This window comes from Specibacter sp. AOP5-B1-6, from assembly GCF_052376555.1.
GTDB lineage: Bacteria > Actinomycetota > Actinomycetes > Actinomycetales > Micrococcaceae > Specibacter.
Genome location: NZ_JBQSVT010000006.1, coordinates 67,277 through 85,365 on the forward strand (window position 1 = coordinate 67,277; position 18,089 = coordinate 85,365).

Sequence of the window (18,089 nt, forward strand, 5' to 3'; positions counted from 1 at the left end):
GTTGAGCCGCTTCACCTCACGCCGGCCCTCCACCCGCCCGGGTTCCGACGTCGAACTGATTGACGCAGTTCCCGTCCGGCATCCTTGGCGGTGGGTCGGCGCCGCCGTCATCCTCCTTGCCGTCATCATGGTCATCCAATCGATGACCACGAACGAGAAGTTTTATTGGGGAACCTTTAGAACGTATCTCTTTGACGTCCTTGTCATTCAAGGTGTGGGCTGGACGCTCATCCTGACTGTGACCGCCATGGTCATCGCCATCGTGCTGGCGATCCTGCTGGCCTTCATGCGCCAGTCGGACAACCCCTTGTTCAGGTACGTGTCCTGGGTCTGGGTCTGGTTTTTCCGTGGCACACCCATTTACACGCAGCTCCTGTTTTGGGGGTCTGTGGGCGCCTTGTATCCCAAGATCATTGTTGGCGTGCCGTTTGGGCCGGAACTGTTTTCCTGGGACACTGCCACGGTCATCAACGCCACCGTTGCGGCGATTGTCGGCCTGGGCTTGAACGAATCGGCCTACCTGGCCGAGATCTTCCGTGCCGGCCTGAAATCCGTGGACAACGGCCAGATGGAAGCTGCCGAGGCGCTGGGCATGCGCAGGTCAAAGGTCATGTGGCGGATCATCCTGCCCCAGGCCATGCGGGTCATCATCCCGCCGACGGGCAATGAGACGATCGGCATGCTCAAGACAACGTCGCTGGTGCTGGCGGTCCCGTTCACCCTGGACCTGACCTTTGTGACCAATGCGCTGGCCAGCCGCACCTTCCTGCCCATCCCCCTGCTCATGGTTGCTGCGTTCTGGTACCTGCTGATCACCTCGGTGCTCATGGTGGGCCAGCATTATGTTGAACGGCACTTTGGCAAGGGTGTTGACAACGTCATGAAGGCGCCGGTCAAGGCGACCGCGGCGGTTGCTGCGTCCCATGCCAACCCTCCCCGCAGCACCGATGGAACCACTGAAGGTGGGACACAATGACCGAGACCGCCTCATCAACCGCGCAGGCCCCCGCCGGCGTAAAGCCGTTGGTGGAGATTCAAGGCGTCCATAAATTCTTTGGCGACCACCACGTCCTCCAGGGCATCGACATGACCGTGAAACCAGGTGAGGTGTCGGTGATCATCGGCCCCTCGGGTTCGGGAAAATCCACGCTCCTGCGCTGCATCAACCTGCTGGAAACCATCAGTGCGGGGCGCATCTACGTCCACGACGAGCTGATTGGCTTCAAGGAGATCAACGGCAAGCTGCACGACCTGAACACCAAGGCGATCGCGGGGCAGCGCCGGGAAATCGGCATGGTGTTCCAGCGCTTCAACTTGTTCCCGCACAAAACCGCGCTGCAAAACGTGATCGAGGCGCCCACCCAGGTCAAGCGCCAGTCCAAGGCGGCAGCCAGGCTGAAAGCCCATGAGCTGTTGGAAATGGTGGGTTTGTCGGACCGCGCCAACTTTTATCCGGCGCAGCTTTCCGGCGGGCAGCAGCAGCGCGTTGCCATTGCCCGGGCGCTGGCCATGGAACCGGAGTTGATGCTGTTTGACGAGCCCACCTCGGCGCTGGATCCGGAGCTGGTGGGCGACGTCCTCGAGGTCATGAAGGACCTGGCCAAGTCGGGCATGACCATGATTGTGGTGACCCACGAGATTGGCTTTGCCCGCGAGGTCGGCGACACCCTGACCTTCATGGATGCGGGTGTGGTGGTTGAAAGCGGCAACCCGCGGGACATCATCGCCAACCCGCAGCACCACCGCACCAAGGAATTCCTCAGCCGCGTCCTGTAATTCCACGCGGCCCAAGCAGCCCGCAGCAGTAGTCGGCTCCCGACCACCGCTGCGGGCTGTTTGGTTTAAGTGGTTAGTCCGTAAACTTCACGGCCAATTTGTCCTTGTCAACGGTGATGACACCCTGGAGGTAAATCCGCGCGTCGTAAGTATCCTTTTTCCATTCTGGCGCGCTGCTGCCAAAGGAAGTGTCCCGCTCGTAGCTCGCGGCGGCCTCCCCGGCGGCATTTGTGCTCAGTGACCATGTGTTTTCCTGACTGGAGTAGACATCAAAGGTGGGCTCCTTGGTGATCTTCCAGCTGACGTCACGGGTGTCTGAATACTCGTAGGCGGAGAAGGGGCAGGCCTCCGGCTTAAGCGTCTTTTGTTCGGCGCAGGCCTTCAACAGGGCGCTGACCTGCTCCTGCACAGCCGTGTCAAAGGCGGCATTCGGTGTGGGCTTCAGCTCGGCAAGCTGCCCCATGCCGTCGCCTTGGATGGAAACCACGGCGGTGGCGGGCTCGGCAGAGAGGTACTTGGAGGTCTCCGGCAAACCAAGGCTGTAGGTCCCCGGAAGGGCAGGCAGCTGGTACATGGAGCCACCCTGCTGGTCCAAGCCGGCCAGGGAAACTTCAACGCCGTTGACGAGAATCGTGGACAGCTTTGAGCCAAGCTGCACAGCGACCGAGCCTGTTCCCAAGTTTTTCCCGCCCCCGGTGCCCTGCAACGTCCAGTTGTTGTTGAGCAGCGTCGGATTTGTCTTGACCAACTGGTACGTGGTTTGCGACTTCACACCGTTTTGACGCAGCTCGACCGACACTGTGGCCGCGTCCTCCTCGACGGAAGTTTTAAGGACACTGAAGCCATCGGGGCGGTTTTTGGCCTTCCCGTAAATCTCGTTTGTCATCAGCACGCGGCTGGCGTTCGAGATGCTGGGATCCGCGATGGCCATGGCATGTTCGGCGTTTCCGTCGACCAGCGCCGCCAGATACTCCTGAACCACCTTGTCGGGGCCGTTGTTCGCGCGCACCACGTTCGCGGCGATGGCTCCGCCGCCCACGAGGACCACAACGAGTCCGACGGCACCTCCCGCCAGTATCAGATTTCGCTTGGCCTTCTTGGAGAGCGGGGTGTGCTCCACCGTCACGGGTGTCCCCGGCGCCGGCGGCGGGCCCGCCGGGAACGCCTGTCCTGCCAGGCCGTCCGGCGTTGCAGCTGTTCCGGGCACTGCCCCATGGCCAGCCGCCGGAACCTTGGCGCGGGGAAACTCCAGCACGGACGGTTTCCGCTGGATGCGGGCCACCAGGGCCGCAGGGAGCAGGGGCGCCACCTTGGGCGCCAAGTAACGGGCGGCGACTTCGGTGACGACACCCCACAGCAGCATGAGGAACGGCGTCCACCAAGCCAGGCCGATGCTGATCAGTCCGCTGCCCTGAGCCATGGTGAAACTTGCATGGATTCCACTGACCCACAGGAGCAGGGCACCGGCTGCCAGGAAGGCTGCCGGCAGTGCCGTCCACCCGAGAATACTTGCAGGATTCTGCGCGCCGCGGCGCAGGTACCAATATATGGCGGCTACGGCAACTGCGAGCAGCGCCAGAAGAACCAACAGCCAGCCCGTCCAGGCGGGAATGCCGAAGTCGGACAGGGCACTGCCCATGCCATAGCCAAAGTTGCTGCTGCCAATGCCGGTTCCGCCGCCACTTCCGGCGGCGGTAACCGTCCCAAAGGCGGCAAAGTGGCCAAGTCCCAGCAGGAACAGCCCAACAGTGGGCGCCCACAACGGGGCTGACAGTGTTGCCAGCCAGCCGCTCTTGATGCCCAACACGATGACGATCACCGGGATGGACACCACGAGGAAAACGGCGGCATGCGCGGTCACCGTCAGGCCGGCGTCGCGCACCAGCGACATCGCAAAGCGTTTCCTTGGGTTGGCTTGGCCGGCAGCGGCCGCCCGGCTGCGACCAAGGAAACTCGCTGCAACGCCGACCATGAACGCAACAACAATCGAGGCGGCGTTTGCCGCGTTCAGGCTGAACACCAGCTCGCTCCCCGCGGGAATGCGGATGGAGGCGATCGTTGCCACAAGATTGAGAACCAGGGAGAAAGCCGCACCGGCGGCCACCGACTGCATGAGGCGGTCCAGGGGGGTGCCCGACGGGAGGCGCTTTTCAGCCACCCGTCCACCGATGAACAAGGCAGCAACGGCCGCCGCTGTGATGAGCAACGGCATCACGAAGGCACCGAAGGTGGCGCTGAGCTGACCGAACATGCCCATATCGGCGTCGATCTTTCCACCCAGGCTGCCCATCAGGCCCAGGGCCGGCAGCTGTGCAGCAAATTGAAACAAGACACTCCACGGCGACGGCAGGTCACCATCTGAAACGATCGGATTGCTTGGAACAGACACGGAATCGCCGGATCCGCTGGCGGCCAGGCCCACTACAAACAGCAGCGTCGTCACGAGCGACAACAGCAAAACAGCGACATAGGCGCCAACCCCCGCGACAGCTCCTGTCCACCACCCGGCAGGGTTCAGTCCGACCGGAAGCTTGAAGCCCTCAACCGGGGCCGCCGGTGGGGCCGCGGGTGCGCCGGGCATGCCTGACTGCACGGGCGCCGGCGGGCTGGGCGGCTGGACAAACGCGCCGCCAAGTGGAAACGTCTGCGTTTCCGGACCAGGCGCGCTGGCGTGTCCCGGTTCTTTATCTGATTCGTTCGATGACTGCGTCACTCGAATCCCCCATTTTCTTGTGAAAGCTGATTGTGTGCCGTTTCTACGGAACCCATCAGAATCCTAATGAAGGGGTGTGACATTCAATAATCTGGCGTCTCAGGCGCTGCGGGGAAGACTCCCGCTCACCACTGCAGTGTTCACCTTCCGCCAAGTGCGGAGGCCACGCGGGCGTGGAGTTCCCGCAGGCCCGCGCGGCTGGCCGAGACCTCCACGATGCTGCACCCCTGGACAGGTGCGGCGAGCGCGGCGTCGAGCTCCGCCGGGGTGCGCACCAGTGTGTGGTCCCAGCCGTAGGCTTCCGCCAAGGCCCCCAGCTGCACCGTGTGGGGGGTGCCGAAGAAGCGTTCGACGGCGGAGGCGTAGTTGGGTGCCTGCGCCAGGGTTCCGTGCTCCAGGACCGAGAAGATGCCCCCGCCAGCGTCGTTGAGCACTATGGCTTGCAGGCGCGGCTTCTGCTCGGTGGGGCCGATGTTTAGGGCGCCGGCGTCGTGCAGGAAGGTCAGGTCGCCCAACAGCACACGGGTGGCCCGTCCCGTGGCCAGTGCCACTCCGGTTGCCGTGGCGATGGTGCCGTCAATGCCGGCCAGGCCGCGGTTGGCGTGGACCGTGACATTGTTGTCGGCCGTGGGCCGGCCCGCCAGTTCAACGTCGCGGACGGGGTTTGAGGAGCCAAGCATGAGGTTGCTGCCGGGGTCCTGCTGCGCCCTGGCCCAGAGCGCGCGCGCCACCTGCGGCCCCGTCAGCCCGCCGGCGCCGGCAGGCGTTGCGGCCAGGACGGCATCGAGCGCGGTTTCGGCCCGCTCGGCCGAGTCCTGCCACGCCCGAAGCCAGCCATCGGGGCCGTGCCCGGCGAAGCCGAGCAGTTGGTCCCACTGGGTCAAAATCAGTTCGGCGCGCCGCCCGGCCTCGAACCAGGGCACCGGGCGGGGCAGGAACAACGCCCGTTCCAGTTCGGTCCGGGCCAGCAGCCTGCCGATCTGACGGGACAGGGTTGGCCGGCCAAAGAGCACGACCCGCTCGATCGGGTGGCGGCTGTCGGGCCCGAACTGCTCCAGCAGCAGCCGGTAGGGGCCAATGGCGTTCGGCCCGAACCGGGCGTTGGATGACGGCTCCGCCAGCAGCGGCAGACCGAGCATGCGGGCAAAGTGTTCAGCCTCCGGTCCGGCCCCGTGCCCGGCAACGACCACCGTGCGGTGGCTCGAGGACGGCAGGGATTCCGGGCCCGCGGCAACGGCTCCGGCCGCCTCGACACCGCGTTCGGCGACAGGTTCGCCACCAGCCACCACTGAAGCTTCAGCAACGGGATCAACAACCGGAAGCAGCCGTTCCCATTCGGAGCCGTCCAGGGCAGGCGTCAGCGGATCGCGGAAGGCCAGGTTCACCTGCACCGGACCTGCGGGGATGTCTTGCAGCCGGCCGCGGGCAGCGCTCAGTGCCGTGGAGACGGCGCTGCCGGGGTCGATTCCGGCCGGCACATCCGTGGCAAAACGCACGTGGTCGCCAAAGAGGTCCAGTTGCTGCGTCGCCTGGTTGGCCCCCGTGCCACGCAACTCCTCCGGGCGGTCCGCGGAAAGCACCACCAGGGGCGTTCCGGTGTGGTTGGCCTCCATCACCGCCGGCAGCAGGTTGCCAACAGCGGTGCCGGACGTCGTCACAACCGCCACGGCCGCATGGGCGCCAAGGGCCAGGCCCAGGGCGGTAAACCCGGCCACCCGCTCGTCGGTGCGGACATGGATTGTGAGCCTGCCGTCGGCTTCAGCTTCGGCCAGGGCATAGACAAGGGGGGCGCTGCGGGAGCCCGGGGCCACCACAACCTGGCCAACTCCGGCCCGTTCCAGGGCATCAACAACGAAGCGGGCGGCATCCATGGAGCTAAGTAAAGTCACAGCCCCAACTCTATCCACCAGCGCTGAAAGCCGTGAGTGGGCGACACTGGCGCTTACAAGAGGGCGTGGCAGCGGCGCAGGCGTTCCAACCACCAGTCACGCCGTTCCGCGGGGGCCGCGAACCGGGCCAGCAGTTCCGGCTCGGCCACAACGTCGCGCACTGCCATGCCGCCAACCGCAGCCACCAGGCTTGGCGCCGCCACATCCGCGGCCATCAACGACACGGTGCCCAGTCCGCAGGCGTAAGGCAGCTGCGGCAGTGCGGCGGCGAGCGCCAAACCGGTGCCGATTCCCACGGACGAGTCGAGTGCCGAACTCACCACGGCGGGCAGCCCCGCTTCAGCCACAATCTCCAAGGCGCGCCGCACGCCTCCCAGCGGCGCCGCCTTGACGACCAGGAGGTCTGCCGCCCCTGCCCGTGCCACGGCCAGCGGGTCGGTGGCCTTGCGGACACTTTCGTCGGCCGCAATCAGCACGGTCCCCTTGAGGGCACTGCGGACAGCGGCCATCTCGGCAATCGTGGCGACGGGCTGTTCGGCGTATTCAAGCCCAAACACCGACAGCATGCGCAGCGCTGCCACCGCCTGCCCCACCGACCAGCCGCCATTGGCATCAACACGGATTTTGGCGTCGGGCAGCAGGTGCCGAACGGCCCCCACCCTGGCCGCATCCTCCGACAGCGACTGCCCGGCCTCGGCCACCTTGACCTTCACGGTGTGCAGGCCGTCAAAGGCGTTCAGCACCTCGGGAACCAGGTCGGCGGAAACCGCCGGAAGCGTGGCATTGACGGGGATCCAGTTGCGCACCGGATCGGGGTGCCCAAGCCAGCCGGCCTCCACAGCCGAGGCCAGCCACCGGGCCGACTCTTCGTCGTCGTACTCAAGAAAGGGGCCAAATTCACCCCACCCAGCCGGGCCGTCAAGCACCATCACCTCGCGGGTTTCCACCCCCCTGAATTTCACCCGCATAGGCAGGGAAACTACGTGGGCGGCGGCAACTAGCTGGTCGAGCGGCGGGAGTGAAAACATGTCTTTACTGTAGTCCCGGGCCGGGCCGTCCCGGCGTCAGCAAGCTCCCATGAATCTGTGGGAACCTAGAGGCGATGAATAACCATGCCGCCACCCAACGTTCAGGCCCGCGCCGCCATGCTGCCGCGCGCCCTGCCGCCTGGCCGTTCGTGCTGGCGGCGTTGATCAGCCTGGCCGGGATGGCCGCCAGCTTCAAATTTTTCATCAAAACCACCACTGGCCAGTACATGGACGAGTCGGCGCTGGTCGAGGCCGCCGTGGTCGGCGAGCGCATTGGCACACAGGTTGCCCAGGTCCTTGATCTGCTTCCGGCCACCTCCTTGGTCATCGCCGTGCTCGTGATTTTGTTCGTCACCCTCGCCCGCCGCCGGTGGAAGGCGGCAGGTTTTGCCCTTGTGGCCATGGCCGCCGCGAACCTGTCCACGCAGCTGATCAAGGCCGGACTGCCCGACCGTCCGGACCTTGGCGTGAACACGTTGGCGTTGAATTCGCTGCCGTCGGGCCACAGCACACTGGCTGCCAGCGCCGCGGCGGCCGTGTTCCTTGTGGTTTCGCCGCGGTGGCGCCCGGCCGCGGCGTTTGTTGGCGGCAGCTACGCCGTCATTGCCGGGATTTCAACGCTCATCAACCAGTGGCACCGCCCGTCGGACGTCCTTGCCGCCTTCTTTGTTGTGGCATTTTGGACCGCCCTGGCCGCGCTCGTTGTCATGCGGACCGGGCCCGGCTGGAATGTTTGGCTGGGCGCGGACAAGCATTGGGCATCCTCGCGCTGGTGGCCGGCACTGGCAGCCCTGCTCGCCCTGCTTGCCGGGGCTGCGGCGTTCTTGATCCTCCGCTCGGTCTCCGGGGCCACCAGCACCACCAGCTATTTCCTGCTCGGGGTCGGCCAGATAATGGTTGTCGGTTACGGGCTGACCGTCGCCGGCACACTGCTGTTGACCCTGCCGGTCCGACGGCGTTCCCGGCGTTAGTCCTTTGCCCCGCCCGGGTGCGGCCCGCCCTTGAGCGCAGCTGCCAGGGGTTTCCAAAAGTAGGAAAAGTCTTCGTCGGGACCGGCCAGCAGTCGCTGGGTGAACAGCACCGCAATCAGGTCCCGTGACGGGTCCACATAGGCCGTGGTCCCGGAACCGCCGCTCCAGCCGTAGCGGCCGGGGGCGTTCCACGGCTCCCTGGCCCCGGGTGGTCGATCAGCCGCTTCCGGATCAACCGGTTCCGGGTCACCCGTTTCCACGGAAACCTGCCAGCCCCAGGACGCGCCGGGTTCCATCATGCCGGCCAGGCCCGCCTTCTGGCCGGTGGTCAGCTGGTCCTTCGTCATTTCGGCGCGCAGCTCAGCGGGCAGCAGCGTGTCGTCGGCCAGGGCTGCCAGGAAGGCCAGATAGTCGGGAACACTGGACACCAGGCCACCGCCGAACGATTCAAACGGCGGCGGCTGCGAAAATTGTCCGTCGGGTTCGTCGAAGACGGCAAGTCCCGCCGTCGTTGGTTTGTAGGCGGTGGGCAGTTCGCGGGGGTCCCCGGCAAAGCCGGTCGCGTCCATGCCGAGGGGGCCGGTGATGCGTTCGCGCAGGATTTGGCGCAGCGGGGCCTGGCCGGCCCGGGCGAGCAGCACGGAGAGGATGTCGCTGCCCACATGGTAGCTCCACCTGGTGCCGGGCTGGTGGGCCAGCGGCAGTGCACCGATGCGGGCCATGTACTCGTCGGCCGTCATGGGGAGCGGGCGCGTCCCGGGCAGCAGGCCGGCGGCGTCCATCGCGCGCGCCAGCGGTGTGTCGTCAAAAGTGAGGCCCATGCCGTGGGTGAGGGTCAACAGCTGCCGGACAGTGATGTCATGCTCCGCCGGGACCGTGCTCGTCAAGGCGGCGTCGGGGCTGGTGAGCACGCGGGGGTAGGCCAGTTCGGGCAGCCACACATCGGCGGGGTCATCCGGTGACAAGCTGCCGTCGGCAATCATTGACACGGACAGCGCCCCCGCGACAAGCTTTCCCAGCGAGGAGACCCTAAAGGGCGTGTCGTCGCGCATCGGCGCGTCCAGTCCCAGCGTGCGCACACCTGTTGCAAATATTTCCGTGGTCCCGCGGTGCCTGATGCCTGCCACCAGCCCGGGCGCCCAGCCCGAGGCAACCTTCTCCTCCAAGGCACGCCAGACCGGCTCAAATTGTGCGCTCATGATTCCATGATTCGCGGCCCCGCCCCGGACGTCAACAAATTTCTTTCGGCGCCGCTCAGCGCTCGATCGGTTTGTGGCGGGGCACCGAATATCCGAGCACGGCAGCAGCCGCCAGCCCCAACAGGCCGGTGGCGGCGATGCCGAAGGACAAGCTCACCACAGCCGTCAGGCCGGCAAGGATGGCGGGCCCGCTGGAGCCGCCAATGTCGGAGATGAAGCGCCACATGCCCAGAAATTGGGCCCGGCCGTGGCGCGGCGCATAGTCGGCGCCCAGGGTCATGATCAGCCCGGAGCCGATGCCGTTGCCAAAACCGATCAGCAGGGCCACCAGCAGCAGCGACACGGCGCCCGTTGTCAGCGGCATCAGCAGCAGCGAAACGCCCATCAACACCATTGACGGGATGGCAACCCAGGTGCGTCCCTTCCTGTCCATGACCTTTCCGGCCGGATAAAAGACCAGCATGTCGATGGCCCCGGACATTCCGTAGATCAGCGAGGTGGCGGCCGGGCTCAGGCCAAGGTTGTCGGCCCACAGCGGCACCACGACCTGCCTGGCGGACCGCACGGCGCTCACAAACAAGATGCCGACCCCCACACTGAGGAAAATGTCCTTGTGCGCGGCAATCAGGGAGCGCAGGGTGGGTGCCGGCCCCATGACCCTGGCGCCCTGGTCACTGACAAGGTCCGGCAGCCAGAGCGCCAGTGCTCCGGCGGCGGCCACGGCGACGGCGGCCACCCAGTAAGCCCCGACGAGCCCCACCAGGTGAATCACCAGGGCACCAATGAACGGTCCGGCAAACAAGCCGATCCTGCCCACTCCACCCAGCGTTGACATGGCCCGTGCCCGCAGGATGGGCGGAACAGCCTCGGTGAGGTAGCTTTGGCGGGCCAGGTTGAACACGGCCGAGGCCGCGCCAATGAGGAGGATCCCAACCGCAAAAAGCCAGAGTTGGGTGGCAAATACACACAGCATCAGGGCGCTCAGGCTGAGTGCGGCGGCCCCGACCATGCCGATCCGCTCACCAAATTTGGCGGTGATCATTGATGCCGGAATGTTGCTGACGAGTGAACCGATGCCAATCAACGCCACCACCAGGGCCGCCCCGGCAAGGGTCGATCCCATGCCGCGGGCACTGAGAGGAATGACGGGCAGAATCGCCCCTTCACCGATGCCAAACAACAACGATGGCCCAAATGCCGGGATGGCAATGGACCACAGGCTAAAGTCGCCGGGTTTCGAGTTTTTGCTCACTGGCTCCACTGTAGACCCGGGCACCTGCTGTTGAAATCGGGCTGTTGGAATCCAGGTGCCCGGGCTACGCTGGGGCCATGACCCCCACAACTGTGAACTCAGCGTCCAAGGCCACCGAATTCCTCCGCCTCCACCAAGCCCCGGAAGTCCTGCAGCTGGCCAATGTGTGGGATGTGGTCAGCGCCAAGGTCATTGCCGACCTCCCCGGCACCCGGGCCCTGGCAACCGCCGGCCACTCGATCGCCGCGTCGCACGGCTACGAGGACGGCGAGCACATCCCCCTGGCCACCATGCTCGAGGCCGTGGGGCGCATCGCCGCCGCCACGGAACTGCCCGTCACGGCGGACTTGGACCGTGGCTACGGGAATCCCGGCGAAACAGTCCGCAAGGCCATTGCTGCCGGCGTGGTGGGCGCCAACATCGAAGACCAGATGATTCCACTGCCCGACGCCGTGGCCCGCATGAAGCAGGCCGCGGACGCCGGGGCTGCCGAGGGCATTGACTTTGTCTTAAACGCCCGCACCGACGCGTTCCTCCTCGGTGCGGACAAGGACCCCGCCGAGGTGCTTGCGGCCGCCATCGAGCGGGGCCGGGCATTCTTGGACGTGGGCGCCTCCTGCATCTTTGTCCCCGGCAAGCTCGACGAACCCACGGTGCAGGCACTCGTGGCCGGCATCGGGCACGGAAAGGTGAGCGTCATCAACGTGCCTGGCTCACTCACGCCGGCCAAACTGCAGGAACTGGGCGTCGCGAGGATCTCCTACGGCCCGTGGATGCAGCGCGTCGCCCTCACCGCCCTGGCCGACGCCGCCACCGCACTGATGGACAACGGCGCCCTGCCGGAAGGCACCCGGCCCTTGAACTGATCGCCCGTGCGGGTGGTCGCGTCTTAACCTGCGACGATTGACCCATGACGTCCTCCACCGCTGCCCAACCTGTTGCCGACCAATCCGCCATCGCGGCACAGGAGGCGCCGGCGGTCAACGGCCTGATCTTCACAGTGGCCGGCCTCGGGGCACTGTTCTCGGGGCTGCTGTTGTTCCTGGGCTCCGGCAACCCCGCCGCCATCAGCACTCCGGTGTTCATTCTGGCACCGCTGATTCCGGCCATCTGTGCCGTGCTGCTGTGGCTCCCGTTGTCCCTCACACGCAGGACTGTCGCGGGCCAATCCTCCGCGAGCCGGACGGAGACCCGCCGGCAGACCGTCTCGGCCGCCGGGGTCCTGGTCATTCTGGGCGCCATCTTTTTCTTCGTCGAGTGGTCGGCACGCTTTGAACTGAGCCTGTACTTTTCCATCATGCTTTTTGCCTGGGGAAGCCGGCTGAAGCACACGCCGCTGAAATGGGCGGCCCTGCCGTACCTGGCCGCCGCGATTGCCCTGCGCGCCCTTGATTTCCCCGGTGAGGCGTTGCTCCTTCTCGTGCTTGGTGCCCTGACCGTTGCGTGGCCGTTCCTTGCCCGTGGCCGCGCCGCTGAGCCCACTGAGACTGAGCCCACTGCGGCTTAAGAGAACGCCAGGGAGTCCGCCGGGACCAGGAACTTCACCGCCCGTGGCACGATTTCCACCACTGCCGGCAGTGCTGCCACCTTCTCGCCGTCGGCGTAGAGGTTCAACGGCTTGCTGGCACTGATCACTACCGTGCTCCCCCTTGTGAAGCTGATGTTCGGCTGCCCCAGGTGGCTGCCCCGGTAGGAGCGCAGAAAAGTGGCCGCCACGCCGAGAATTGTGGCCCGGCCCAGGGAGACCACGTCGAGCAGGCCGTCGTCCGCCTTGGCCTGCGGGCAGATCCGCAGCCCGCCACCGTACTGGCCCACATTGCCGACGGCGACAAGCCACCCCGGGAAGGTGCTCACTTGATCGTCCACACTCACCGTAAACGTCACGTTCTTCCATTCCAGAAAGGCCTTGATCCCGCCGTACAGGTACACGAACGGGCCCAGGTTCAGGCGCGCCTTGTTGCCGTATTCGTTGGCCAGGCCGTCGTAGCCGGCGTTGGCGACACCCAGGTAGGGCCGCCCGTTGGCGAGTCCCAGGTCGAGTTTGCGCACGCTCAGCCGGTCGAGACTGCGGACCGCCTTGAGCGGGTCAAGTGCCAGCCCCAGCCGCCGCACCGTGTCGTTGCCCCGACCCCCGGCCAGGGGAAGCACGACGGCGCCCGACTCCCGTGCCCCTGCGGCGACGGCCCCAAGGAAACCGTCCCCGCCCAGGACCGCCACCAGGCTGCCCGGTGCGGCCGCACGCGCCTGTGCCGTGGCATCCGCCAGGCCTGCCGTGACTGAAATTTCAAGGGAGAAACCCGCATCCCGCAAGGCCTGTGCCGTCCGCGGCAACAGCCGCAGGCCGCGCCCGTTGCCCGACGTCGGGTTCACCAGCAGCAGTGCGCTGCCGCGCACCACGGCGCTCACTTGCTTGCTCCTTCGCTAGCGGCCAGCGATGCTGCCAGTGCCAGAATTTGCTCAGCCGGGCCCCGCGCCTTCCGCGCGTCGGCGGGCACAAACCCCAACCGGGTGCGCCGTTCCAGCAGGTCTTCGACGCTGGCGGCCCCTTCCGCCTGCACCGCGAACAGCAGTTCGGCACCGGTGATGTCCGTCCCGTCAAACAAGGGCTCCGCAAGGTGCGGGAACTGCCGGCCGAGCGCCTGCACGGCAGCAGCCTCGGTGCCGTATTTCGCCACCAGCCGTGCGGGGGCGGCAACGGCGCTGAGCTGCTGCACGGATCCGGCGCCCACGAGCGGCAGGGTCTTGGTGCGGCAGGGCGCCTCGATGCCGAGCCGGGAGGTGACGGCGTCAACCGCATCCTGGGCCATGCGCCGGTAGGTGGTCATCTTCCCGCCCACCACCGTGATGGGTGTCCCCGGGACATCCCGGACCAGGTGGCGCCGGGAAATGTCGGCTGTGCCCCCGGTCTCTGCAACGCCTGCGGCGCCTGCGTCGCCGTGACCTTTCGCAACTTCCACCAGCGGCCGCAGACCGGCAAAGGTGCCCACAATGTCATCGCGGCTCAGCGGCACGGCCAAGGTGGTGTTGACAATGTCCAGGAGGAAGCCGACGTCGTGCTTCGGAACCCTGGGATGGTGCCCGTCGGCCGTGTGGTCCTCCTCATCGGTGAGCCCGATGTAGACGACGCCGCCGGGCTGGGGCAGGACGAATACGTACCGGCCAAAGTGTCCCGGCACCGCGACGGTGTGGGCGGCGTGGGGATTGCCCAGCCGCTCGGCCCGGACCACCAGGTGCGTGCCGCGGCTGGGTTTCACGCTCAGCTGCGGTTCAAAATCGGCACTCCACACCCCCGTGGCGTTCACCACGCTGCCTGCCTGGATGCGCACCGGCGAACCCGTCCTGGTGTCAACGGCATCGATGCTGTCCGCCGTCATGGCCGTCACCTTCACGTCCCGCAGGATGTGCGCACCCAGCCCCGCCGCCGTCCGGGCGACACCGAGCACCAGCCGGGCGTCGTCGGCCAGCTGTCCGTCCCAGTAGAGATAGCCGCGGCGCAGCGCCTTCCCGTCCAGCGCCGGCACCACGGCGCCCACCGCCTGGCGGGACAGCAGCTGGGGGCGCGGCAGCACCGAGCTGCCCAGTCCGGAGAGCCTGCGCAGCACGTCGTAAATGACGACGCCGGCCCCGGCCGCCAACCCTTCCCACGCGGGTGCGCTGCGGGCGTCCGGGATGACAAAGGCGAGCGGGTGGACGAGGTGCGGGGCGATGCGGCTCATCAGCCAGCGCCGCTCCACGGCTGATTCCCAGGCGACGGGGAAGTCCATTTTGGCCAGGTACCGCAGCCCGCCGTGGATGAGCTTGGAGCTGTAGCCGCTGGTGCCGGAGGCGAGGTCACTGCCCTCCAGCAGCGCAACACTCACGCCCCGGCTGACCGCGTCCAGGGCCACCCCCACCCCGGTGATGCCCCCGCCCACGACGGCCAGATCCACGGTGTGCCCGGCCACGTGGTCCAACGAACGCCGGCGCGTTTCGTCGTTGAGCCAGCTCGGGTTCGGGATCGCTGGACTGGCTGGGTTGGCTGGACTGGCCATGGTCAGGCCCCTTGCGGCTTGTTGTTCACGGCGCTGTTGACACTGCCGGCTGCCGCCGGAGTGAGGTAGCGTTCCAGCATTTTCGCCAGTTCCGTCAGTGCGTCGTCGAAGGCGCCCATCTTCAGGAGCACCCGCGAGGACAGTGCCACGCCTTGGACCGCGAGCAGCAGGGTGACGGCGGTGCCCGCAGCCGGCTCAATGCTGCCGTCGGCGGCACCGGTGTTGAGCAGAGCCTGCAACTGCTCGAGAATGAGCTGCTGGCTCGCCCCGAATCTGTCAGTGACATAGGGGATTAGGAACTCCGGGTCGCGCTCGGCGATCGAGGCCAGCAGCTCCGATGTCGCAAACACCCGCACGCTTTCCACGGCGAAGTGCACCAGCTGATCGCGTCCGGAGCCGGCGGGCGCGCCCGTTCGCACAGCGCCGGTGGAGCTGCGGAATTCCTGGGTCAGGGCCGCCAGCACGGCGTTCTCCACCGATCCCATGCGGCGATAAAACGTCATGCGGGACATGCCTGCCCGTTCGGCAATGTCGTTCGCCGTGGTGCGCCTGACGCCGTGGAGCACCACCGAGTCGCGGATGGCGGCGAGGAGCTTTCCATCAACCTGAGTGCTGGTACGTTGTGACTTCATGTGTCACACTGTATCTCATGGTGTCGCATCTCACAGAAGAAATTTCCCGCTCGGTTTGGTACGGCTGGGGCGATCCGGCGCGCGCCAAGCCCCTGGCCCCCGGCGCGCTGGAGTATCTGCGCCGCACGCTCGGGCTGGCCACTGTTGCGTCCGTCCACCCTCCCGTGGACCTGGCCGATGTCCGGGTTGGGCCCGTCGGCATCGGGGACGAGGTGCTGGCCGAACTCCGGTCCATCACGGGCACGGAGCATGTCGCAACGGATGCCACTGAACGCATCCTGCACGCCGGCGGCAAGAGCACGCCGGACCTCCTGCGGCGCCGCAGCGGCGATGCGCTTGACGCCCCCGACGCCGTCGTCTTCCCCGGTAGCAGCGACGAGGTCGGTGACATCCTGGCCCTGTGCGTGAAACGGAAACTGGCGGTTGTGGCTTTTGGCGGCGGCACGTCGGTGGTGGGCGGTGTGGAGCCCTTGCGCGGACGGTTCGACGGCGTCATCACCCTTGACATGCGGCGCATGGACCGGTTGTTGCACCTTGACCCGCTGTCCCGCACGGCTTCGTTTGAGGCCGGCATCAGGGGCCCTGCCATCGAAGCGGCGCTGGCCCCGCACGGCTTCACGCTGGGACATTTTCCGCAGAGCCACCAGGAGGCGACGCTGGGAGGTTACGTTGCGACGCGCTCTTCCGGCCAGTCCTCCACCGGCTACGGCCGCTCGGACGACCTGGTGAAGTCAGCCCATCTGGAGACGCCCATGGGCCCGCTCACCGCCGGCTCCCCTGCACCCGGCACGGCTGCGGGGCCGAAGCTGCTCGACGTCGTCGTCGGCAGCGAAGGCACCCTCGGCGTCATCACCAGTGCCACGCTGAAGGTGTCCCCGGCACCCGCGGACAAGGTGTACGGCTCGTGGGCCTTCCCGTCGTTTGCGGCCGGCGCCGACGCCATGCGCCAGCTCCGGCACGACGGTGTCCGCGGCGACATGCCGCACGTGTGCAGGTTGAGCGACACGGATGAGACGGCGTCGACCTTTAAACTCGGCGGCTGGAAGACCGGTGCGCTCTCACGCTACCTCTCGGTCCGCGGACAAAAGACGCCGGCCCTGGCCCTCTTTGTCTGGGAAGGCGACAGCCGCCAGATCCGGGCGCGCAGGCGCCGCAGCGCACGGATCCTGCGCCGTGCCGCCGGCATCCCGCTCGGGCCCATGCCGGGGAAGTCCTGGGAACACGGGAGGTTCAGCGGCCCGTACCTGCGCGATGAGTTGCTGACCCGCGGCGTCTACGTCGAAACCCTCGAAACATCCGCAACCTGGGGCCGGGTTGAGGAGACTTACCGCAGTGTCCGGCAGGCCATCCTCGATGCCCTGGGGCACGACGGCGCGGGGGCCTATGTCCAGACGCACATCTCCCATGTGTACTCCGACGGCGCCTCGCTGTACTTCACCTTCCTGTCCGGGTTGGAGGAGGACGGCTTGGCGCAAAATGCCCGGGTCAAGGCGGCCGCGTCACAGGCGATCGTCGCGGCCGGCGCCACGATCACCCACCACCACGCCGTGGGAATGGACCATGCCCCGTACCTGGGCGCAGAAATCGGGGGCCTCGGCATCAAGGTGCTGGCCGGCATCAAGGACACGCTCGATCCCGAGGGCATCATGAACCCGGGCAAGCTCATCCCCGCCGACTCCCCGCACCCCAACACACCCAGTCCCAACACAGCAAGCCCCAGCACACCCATCCCCAAGGAGCAGCAATGAACGGCACCATCGATTCCCTGTCCAATGCCACCGTCCTGATCACCGGAGCCGCCATGGGGATGGGCAGGATGTATGCGCATCTGGCGGTTGCCGACCACGCCGCCCATGTTGTCCTGTGGGATGTCAACGGGGAGCAGCTGGCGGCGGCGGTCGCCGAACTGGGCGGCAGGGGCTCGCAGATCCACAGCTATGTGGTCGATGTCAGCAAGCTGGAGGACATCGAGGCAGCCGCGGAAAAGGTGCGCAACGACGTCGGCACCCCCGACATTCTGATCAACAACGCCGGCATTGTGCGCGGCAAGTACTTTTGGGAGCACGACCAGCGCAGCGACATTGCGGCGACCATGGCCATCAACACATTGGCCCTGATGCACATCACCCGGGAATTCCTGCCGGCCATGATCGCGGGCGGCAGGACGTCCCGGATCGTAAATGTGGCCTCGGCGGCCGGGCTGCTTGCCAATCCGCGCATGAGCGTTTACTCGTCCTCCAAGTGGGCCGTGATCGGGTGGAGCGACTCCCTCCGGCTGGAACTGGCCCAGGCGGGCCACGACCACATCAAGGTGACAACGTTCTGCCCGTCCTACATCAAGACCGGCATGTTTGAAGGGGCCCGGGGGCCGCTCATGACCCCGCTCATGGAACCCGGCGCCGTGACGGAGCGCGTGTGGCGTGCCATGAAGGAGGGCACACCCATGCTGATGATGCCGTGGACGGTGAAACTGAGCACGGCCCTGCGCGGAGTCCTGCCGACCGCCGCCTGGGACGTGGTGGCCGGGCGCGTGTTTGGCGTCTACAAATCCATGGAGCATTTCACCGGCCGGAAGTAGGCCGGGACCAAAAGCTGCAA

At 66.6% G+C, this 18,089-nt stretch carries 15 protein-coding genes; 7 read left to right on the plus strand and 8 right to left on the minus strand.

Going from position 1 to position 18,089, the window contains the following annotated elements; all coding sequences use genetic code 11:
* The first annotated feature begins 1 nt into the window (after position 1).
* A complete protein-coding gene (locus ACT3TS_RS04480) occupies positions 2–976 on the plus strand; it encodes an amino acid ABC transporter permease (protein ID WP_444530290.1) in 975 nt (324 codons plus the stop codon).
* Positions 973–1,776 carry an amino acid ABC transporter ATP-binding protein gene (locus ACT3TS_RS04485; protein WP_444530291.1) on the plus strand — a complete coding sequence of 268 codons (804 nt, stop codon included), beginning with the start codon at positions 973–975 and terminating at the stop codon, positions 1,774–1,776. Before ACT3TS_RS04480 ends, ACT3TS_RS04485 begins: the two co-directional genes overlap by 4 nt.
* A gap of 73 nt (positions 1,777–1,849) precedes the next feature.
* On the opposite strand, the gene ACT3TS_RS04490 is transcribed toward ACT3TS_RS04485, so the two are convergent.
* The 3 genes from ACT3TS_RS04490 to ACT3TS_RS04500 form a co-directional block, all read right to left on the minus strand.
* Positions 1,850–4,489 carry a hypothetical protein gene (locus ACT3TS_RS04490; protein ID WP_444530292.1) on the minus strand — a complete coding sequence of 880 codons (2,640 nt, stop codon included), beginning with the start codon at positions 4,487–4,489 and terminating at the stop codon, positions 1,850–1,852.
* Between the two features lie 140 nt (positions 4,490–4,629).
* Positions 4,630–6,360, minus strand: a complete 1,731-nt coding sequence (gene menD / locus ACT3TS_RS04495; protein ID WP_444530356.1) for a 2-succinyl-5-enolpyruvyl-6-hydroxy-3-cyclohexene-1-carboxylic-acid synthase — start codon at positions 6,358–6,360, stop codon at positions 4,630–4,632.
* 71 nt (positions 6,361–6,431) lie between these two features.
* Positions 6,432–7,406, minus strand: a complete 975-nt coding sequence (locus tag ACT3TS_RS04500) for an o-succinylbenzoate synthase (RefSeq protein ID WP_444530293.1) — start codon at positions 7,404–7,406, stop codon at positions 6,432–6,434.
* A gap of 74 nt (positions 7,407–7,480) precedes the next feature.
* On the opposite strand from ACT3TS_RS04500, the gene ACT3TS_RS04505 reads away from it, so the two are divergent.
* The gene (locus tag ACT3TS_RS04505; protein WP_444530294.1) at positions 7,481–8,377 is read left to right on the plus strand and encodes a phosphatase PAP2 family protein; all 897 of its coding nucleotides are present in this window, start codon (positions 7,481–7,483) and stop codon (positions 8,375–8,377) included.
* Here the strand turns inward: ACT3TS_RS04505 and ACT3TS_RS04510 are convergent.
* A complete protein-coding gene (locus ACT3TS_RS04510) occupies positions 8,374–9,576 on the minus strand; it encodes a serine hydrolase domain-containing protein (protein WP_444530295.1) in 1,203 nt (400 codons plus the stop codon). The two genes, ACT3TS_RS04505 and ACT3TS_RS04510, sit on opposite strands and share 4 nt — an antisense overlap.
* A gap of 55 nt (positions 9,577–9,631) precedes the next feature.
* Entirely contained in the window at positions 9,632–10,828 is a 1,197-nt protein-coding gene (locus tag ACT3TS_RS04515; RefSeq protein ID WP_444530296.1) for an MFS transporter, read from the minus strand.
* Between the two features lie 77 nt (positions 10,829–10,905).
* On the opposite strand from ACT3TS_RS04515, the gene ACT3TS_RS04520 reads away from it, so the two are divergent.
* Together ACT3TS_RS04520 and ACT3TS_RS04525 are read left to right on the plus strand one after the other, a co-directional pair.
* On the plus strand, positions 10,906–11,694 hold the full coding sequence (locus tag ACT3TS_RS04520; RefSeq protein ID WP_444530297.1) for an isocitrate lyase/PEP mutase family protein: 789 nt from the start codon (positions 10,906–10,908) through the stop codon (positions 11,692–11,694).
* Between the two features lie 44 nt (positions 11,695–11,738).
* Entirely contained in the window at positions 11,739–12,335 is a 597-nt protein-coding gene (locus ACT3TS_RS04525; RefSeq protein ID WP_444530298.1) for a hypothetical protein, read from the plus strand.
* Here ACT3TS_RS04525 and ACT3TS_RS04530 read toward each other — a convergent pair.
* From ACT3TS_RS04530 to ACT3TS_RS04540, 3 genes are read right to left on the minus strand one after another with little or no spacing between them, the layout of a single operon-like run.
* Positions 12,332–13,234, minus strand: a complete 903-nt coding sequence (locus tag ACT3TS_RS04530) for a diacylglycerol/lipid kinase family protein (protein WP_444530299.1) — start codon at positions 13,232–13,234, stop codon at positions 12,332–12,334. The two genes, ACT3TS_RS04525 and ACT3TS_RS04530, sit on opposite strands and share 4 nt — an antisense overlap.
* Positions 13,231–14,859, minus strand: a complete 1,629-nt coding sequence (locus ACT3TS_RS04535) for a glycerol-3-phosphate dehydrogenase/oxidase (RefSeq protein ID WP_444530300.1) — start codon at positions 14,857–14,859, stop codon at positions 13,231–13,233. The genes ACT3TS_RS04530 and ACT3TS_RS04535 overlap by 4 nt, the downstream gene beginning before the upstream one ends.
* Before the next feature lie 2 nt (positions 14,860–14,861).
* Entirely contained in the window at positions 14,862–15,491 is a 630-nt protein-coding gene (locus ACT3TS_RS04540) for a TetR/AcrR family transcriptional regulator (RefSeq protein ID WP_444530301.1), read from the minus strand.
* 17 nt (positions 15,492–15,508) lie between these two features.
* Between ACT3TS_RS04540 and ACT3TS_RS04545 the strand changes: the two genes are divergently transcribed.
* Positions 15,509–17,239, plus strand: coding sequence for an FAD-binding oxidoreductase (locus ACT3TS_RS04545; protein ID WP_444530302.1), 1,731 nt, complete (start codon positions 15,509–15,511; stop codon positions 17,237–17,239).
* The gene (locus ACT3TS_RS04550; protein WP_444530303.1) at positions 17,236–18,069 is read left to right on the plus strand and encodes an SDR family oxidoreductase; all 834 of its coding nucleotides are present in this window, start codon (positions 17,236–17,238) and stop codon (positions 18,067–18,069) included. The genes ACT3TS_RS04545 and ACT3TS_RS04550 overlap by 4 nt, the downstream gene beginning before the upstream one ends.
* Positions 18,070–18,089: the final 20 nt, after the last annotated feature.

Excerpts from the sequence above, each read along its gene's own strand:
- ACT3TS_RS04485 (WP_444530291.1), top strand. The coding sequence starts at position 973 with ATGACCGAGACCGCCTCATCAACCGCGCAGGCCCCCGCCGGCGTAAAG.
- menD (WP_444530356.1), bottom strand. The coding sequence starts at position 6,360 with ATGGATGCCGCCCGCTTCGTTGTTGATGCCCTGGAACGGGCCGGAGTT.
- ACT3TS_RS04500 (WP_444530293.1), bottom strand. The coding sequence starts at position 7,406 with ATGTTTTCACTCCCGCCGCTCGACCAGCTAGTTGCCGCCGCCCACGTA.
- ACT3TS_RS04505 (WP_444530294.1), top strand. The coding sequence starts at position 7,481 with ATGAATAACCATGCCGCCACCCAACGTTCAGGCCCGCGCCGCCATGCT.
- ACT3TS_RS04510 (WP_444530295.1), bottom strand. The coding sequence starts at position 9,576 with ATGAGCGCACAATTTGAGCCGGTCTGGCGTGCCTTGGAGGAGAAGGTT.
- ACT3TS_RS04520 (WP_444530297.1), top strand. The coding sequence starts at position 10,906 with ATGACCCCCACAACTGTGAACTCAGCGTCCAAGGCCACCGAATTCCTC.
- ACT3TS_RS04525 (WP_444530298.1), top strand. The coding sequence starts at position 11,739 with ATGACGTCCTCCACCGCTGCCCAACCTGTTGCCGACCAATCCGCCATC.
- ACT3TS_RS04535 (WP_444530300.1), bottom strand. The coding sequence starts at position 14,859 with ATGGCCAGTCCAGCCAACCCAGCCAGTCCAGCGATCCCGAACCCGAGC.
- ACT3TS_RS04540 (WP_444530301.1), bottom strand. The coding sequence starts at position 15,491 with ATGAAGTCACAACGTACCAGCACTCAGGTTGATGGAAAGCTCCTCGCC.
- ACT3TS_RS04545 (WP_444530302.1), top strand. The coding sequence starts at position 15,509 with ATGGTGTCGCATCTCACAGAAGAAATTTCCCGCTCGGTTTGGTACGGC.
- ACT3TS_RS04550 (WP_444530303.1), top strand. The coding sequence starts at position 17,236 with ATGAACGGCACCATCGATTCCCTGTCCAATGCCACCGTCCTGATCACC.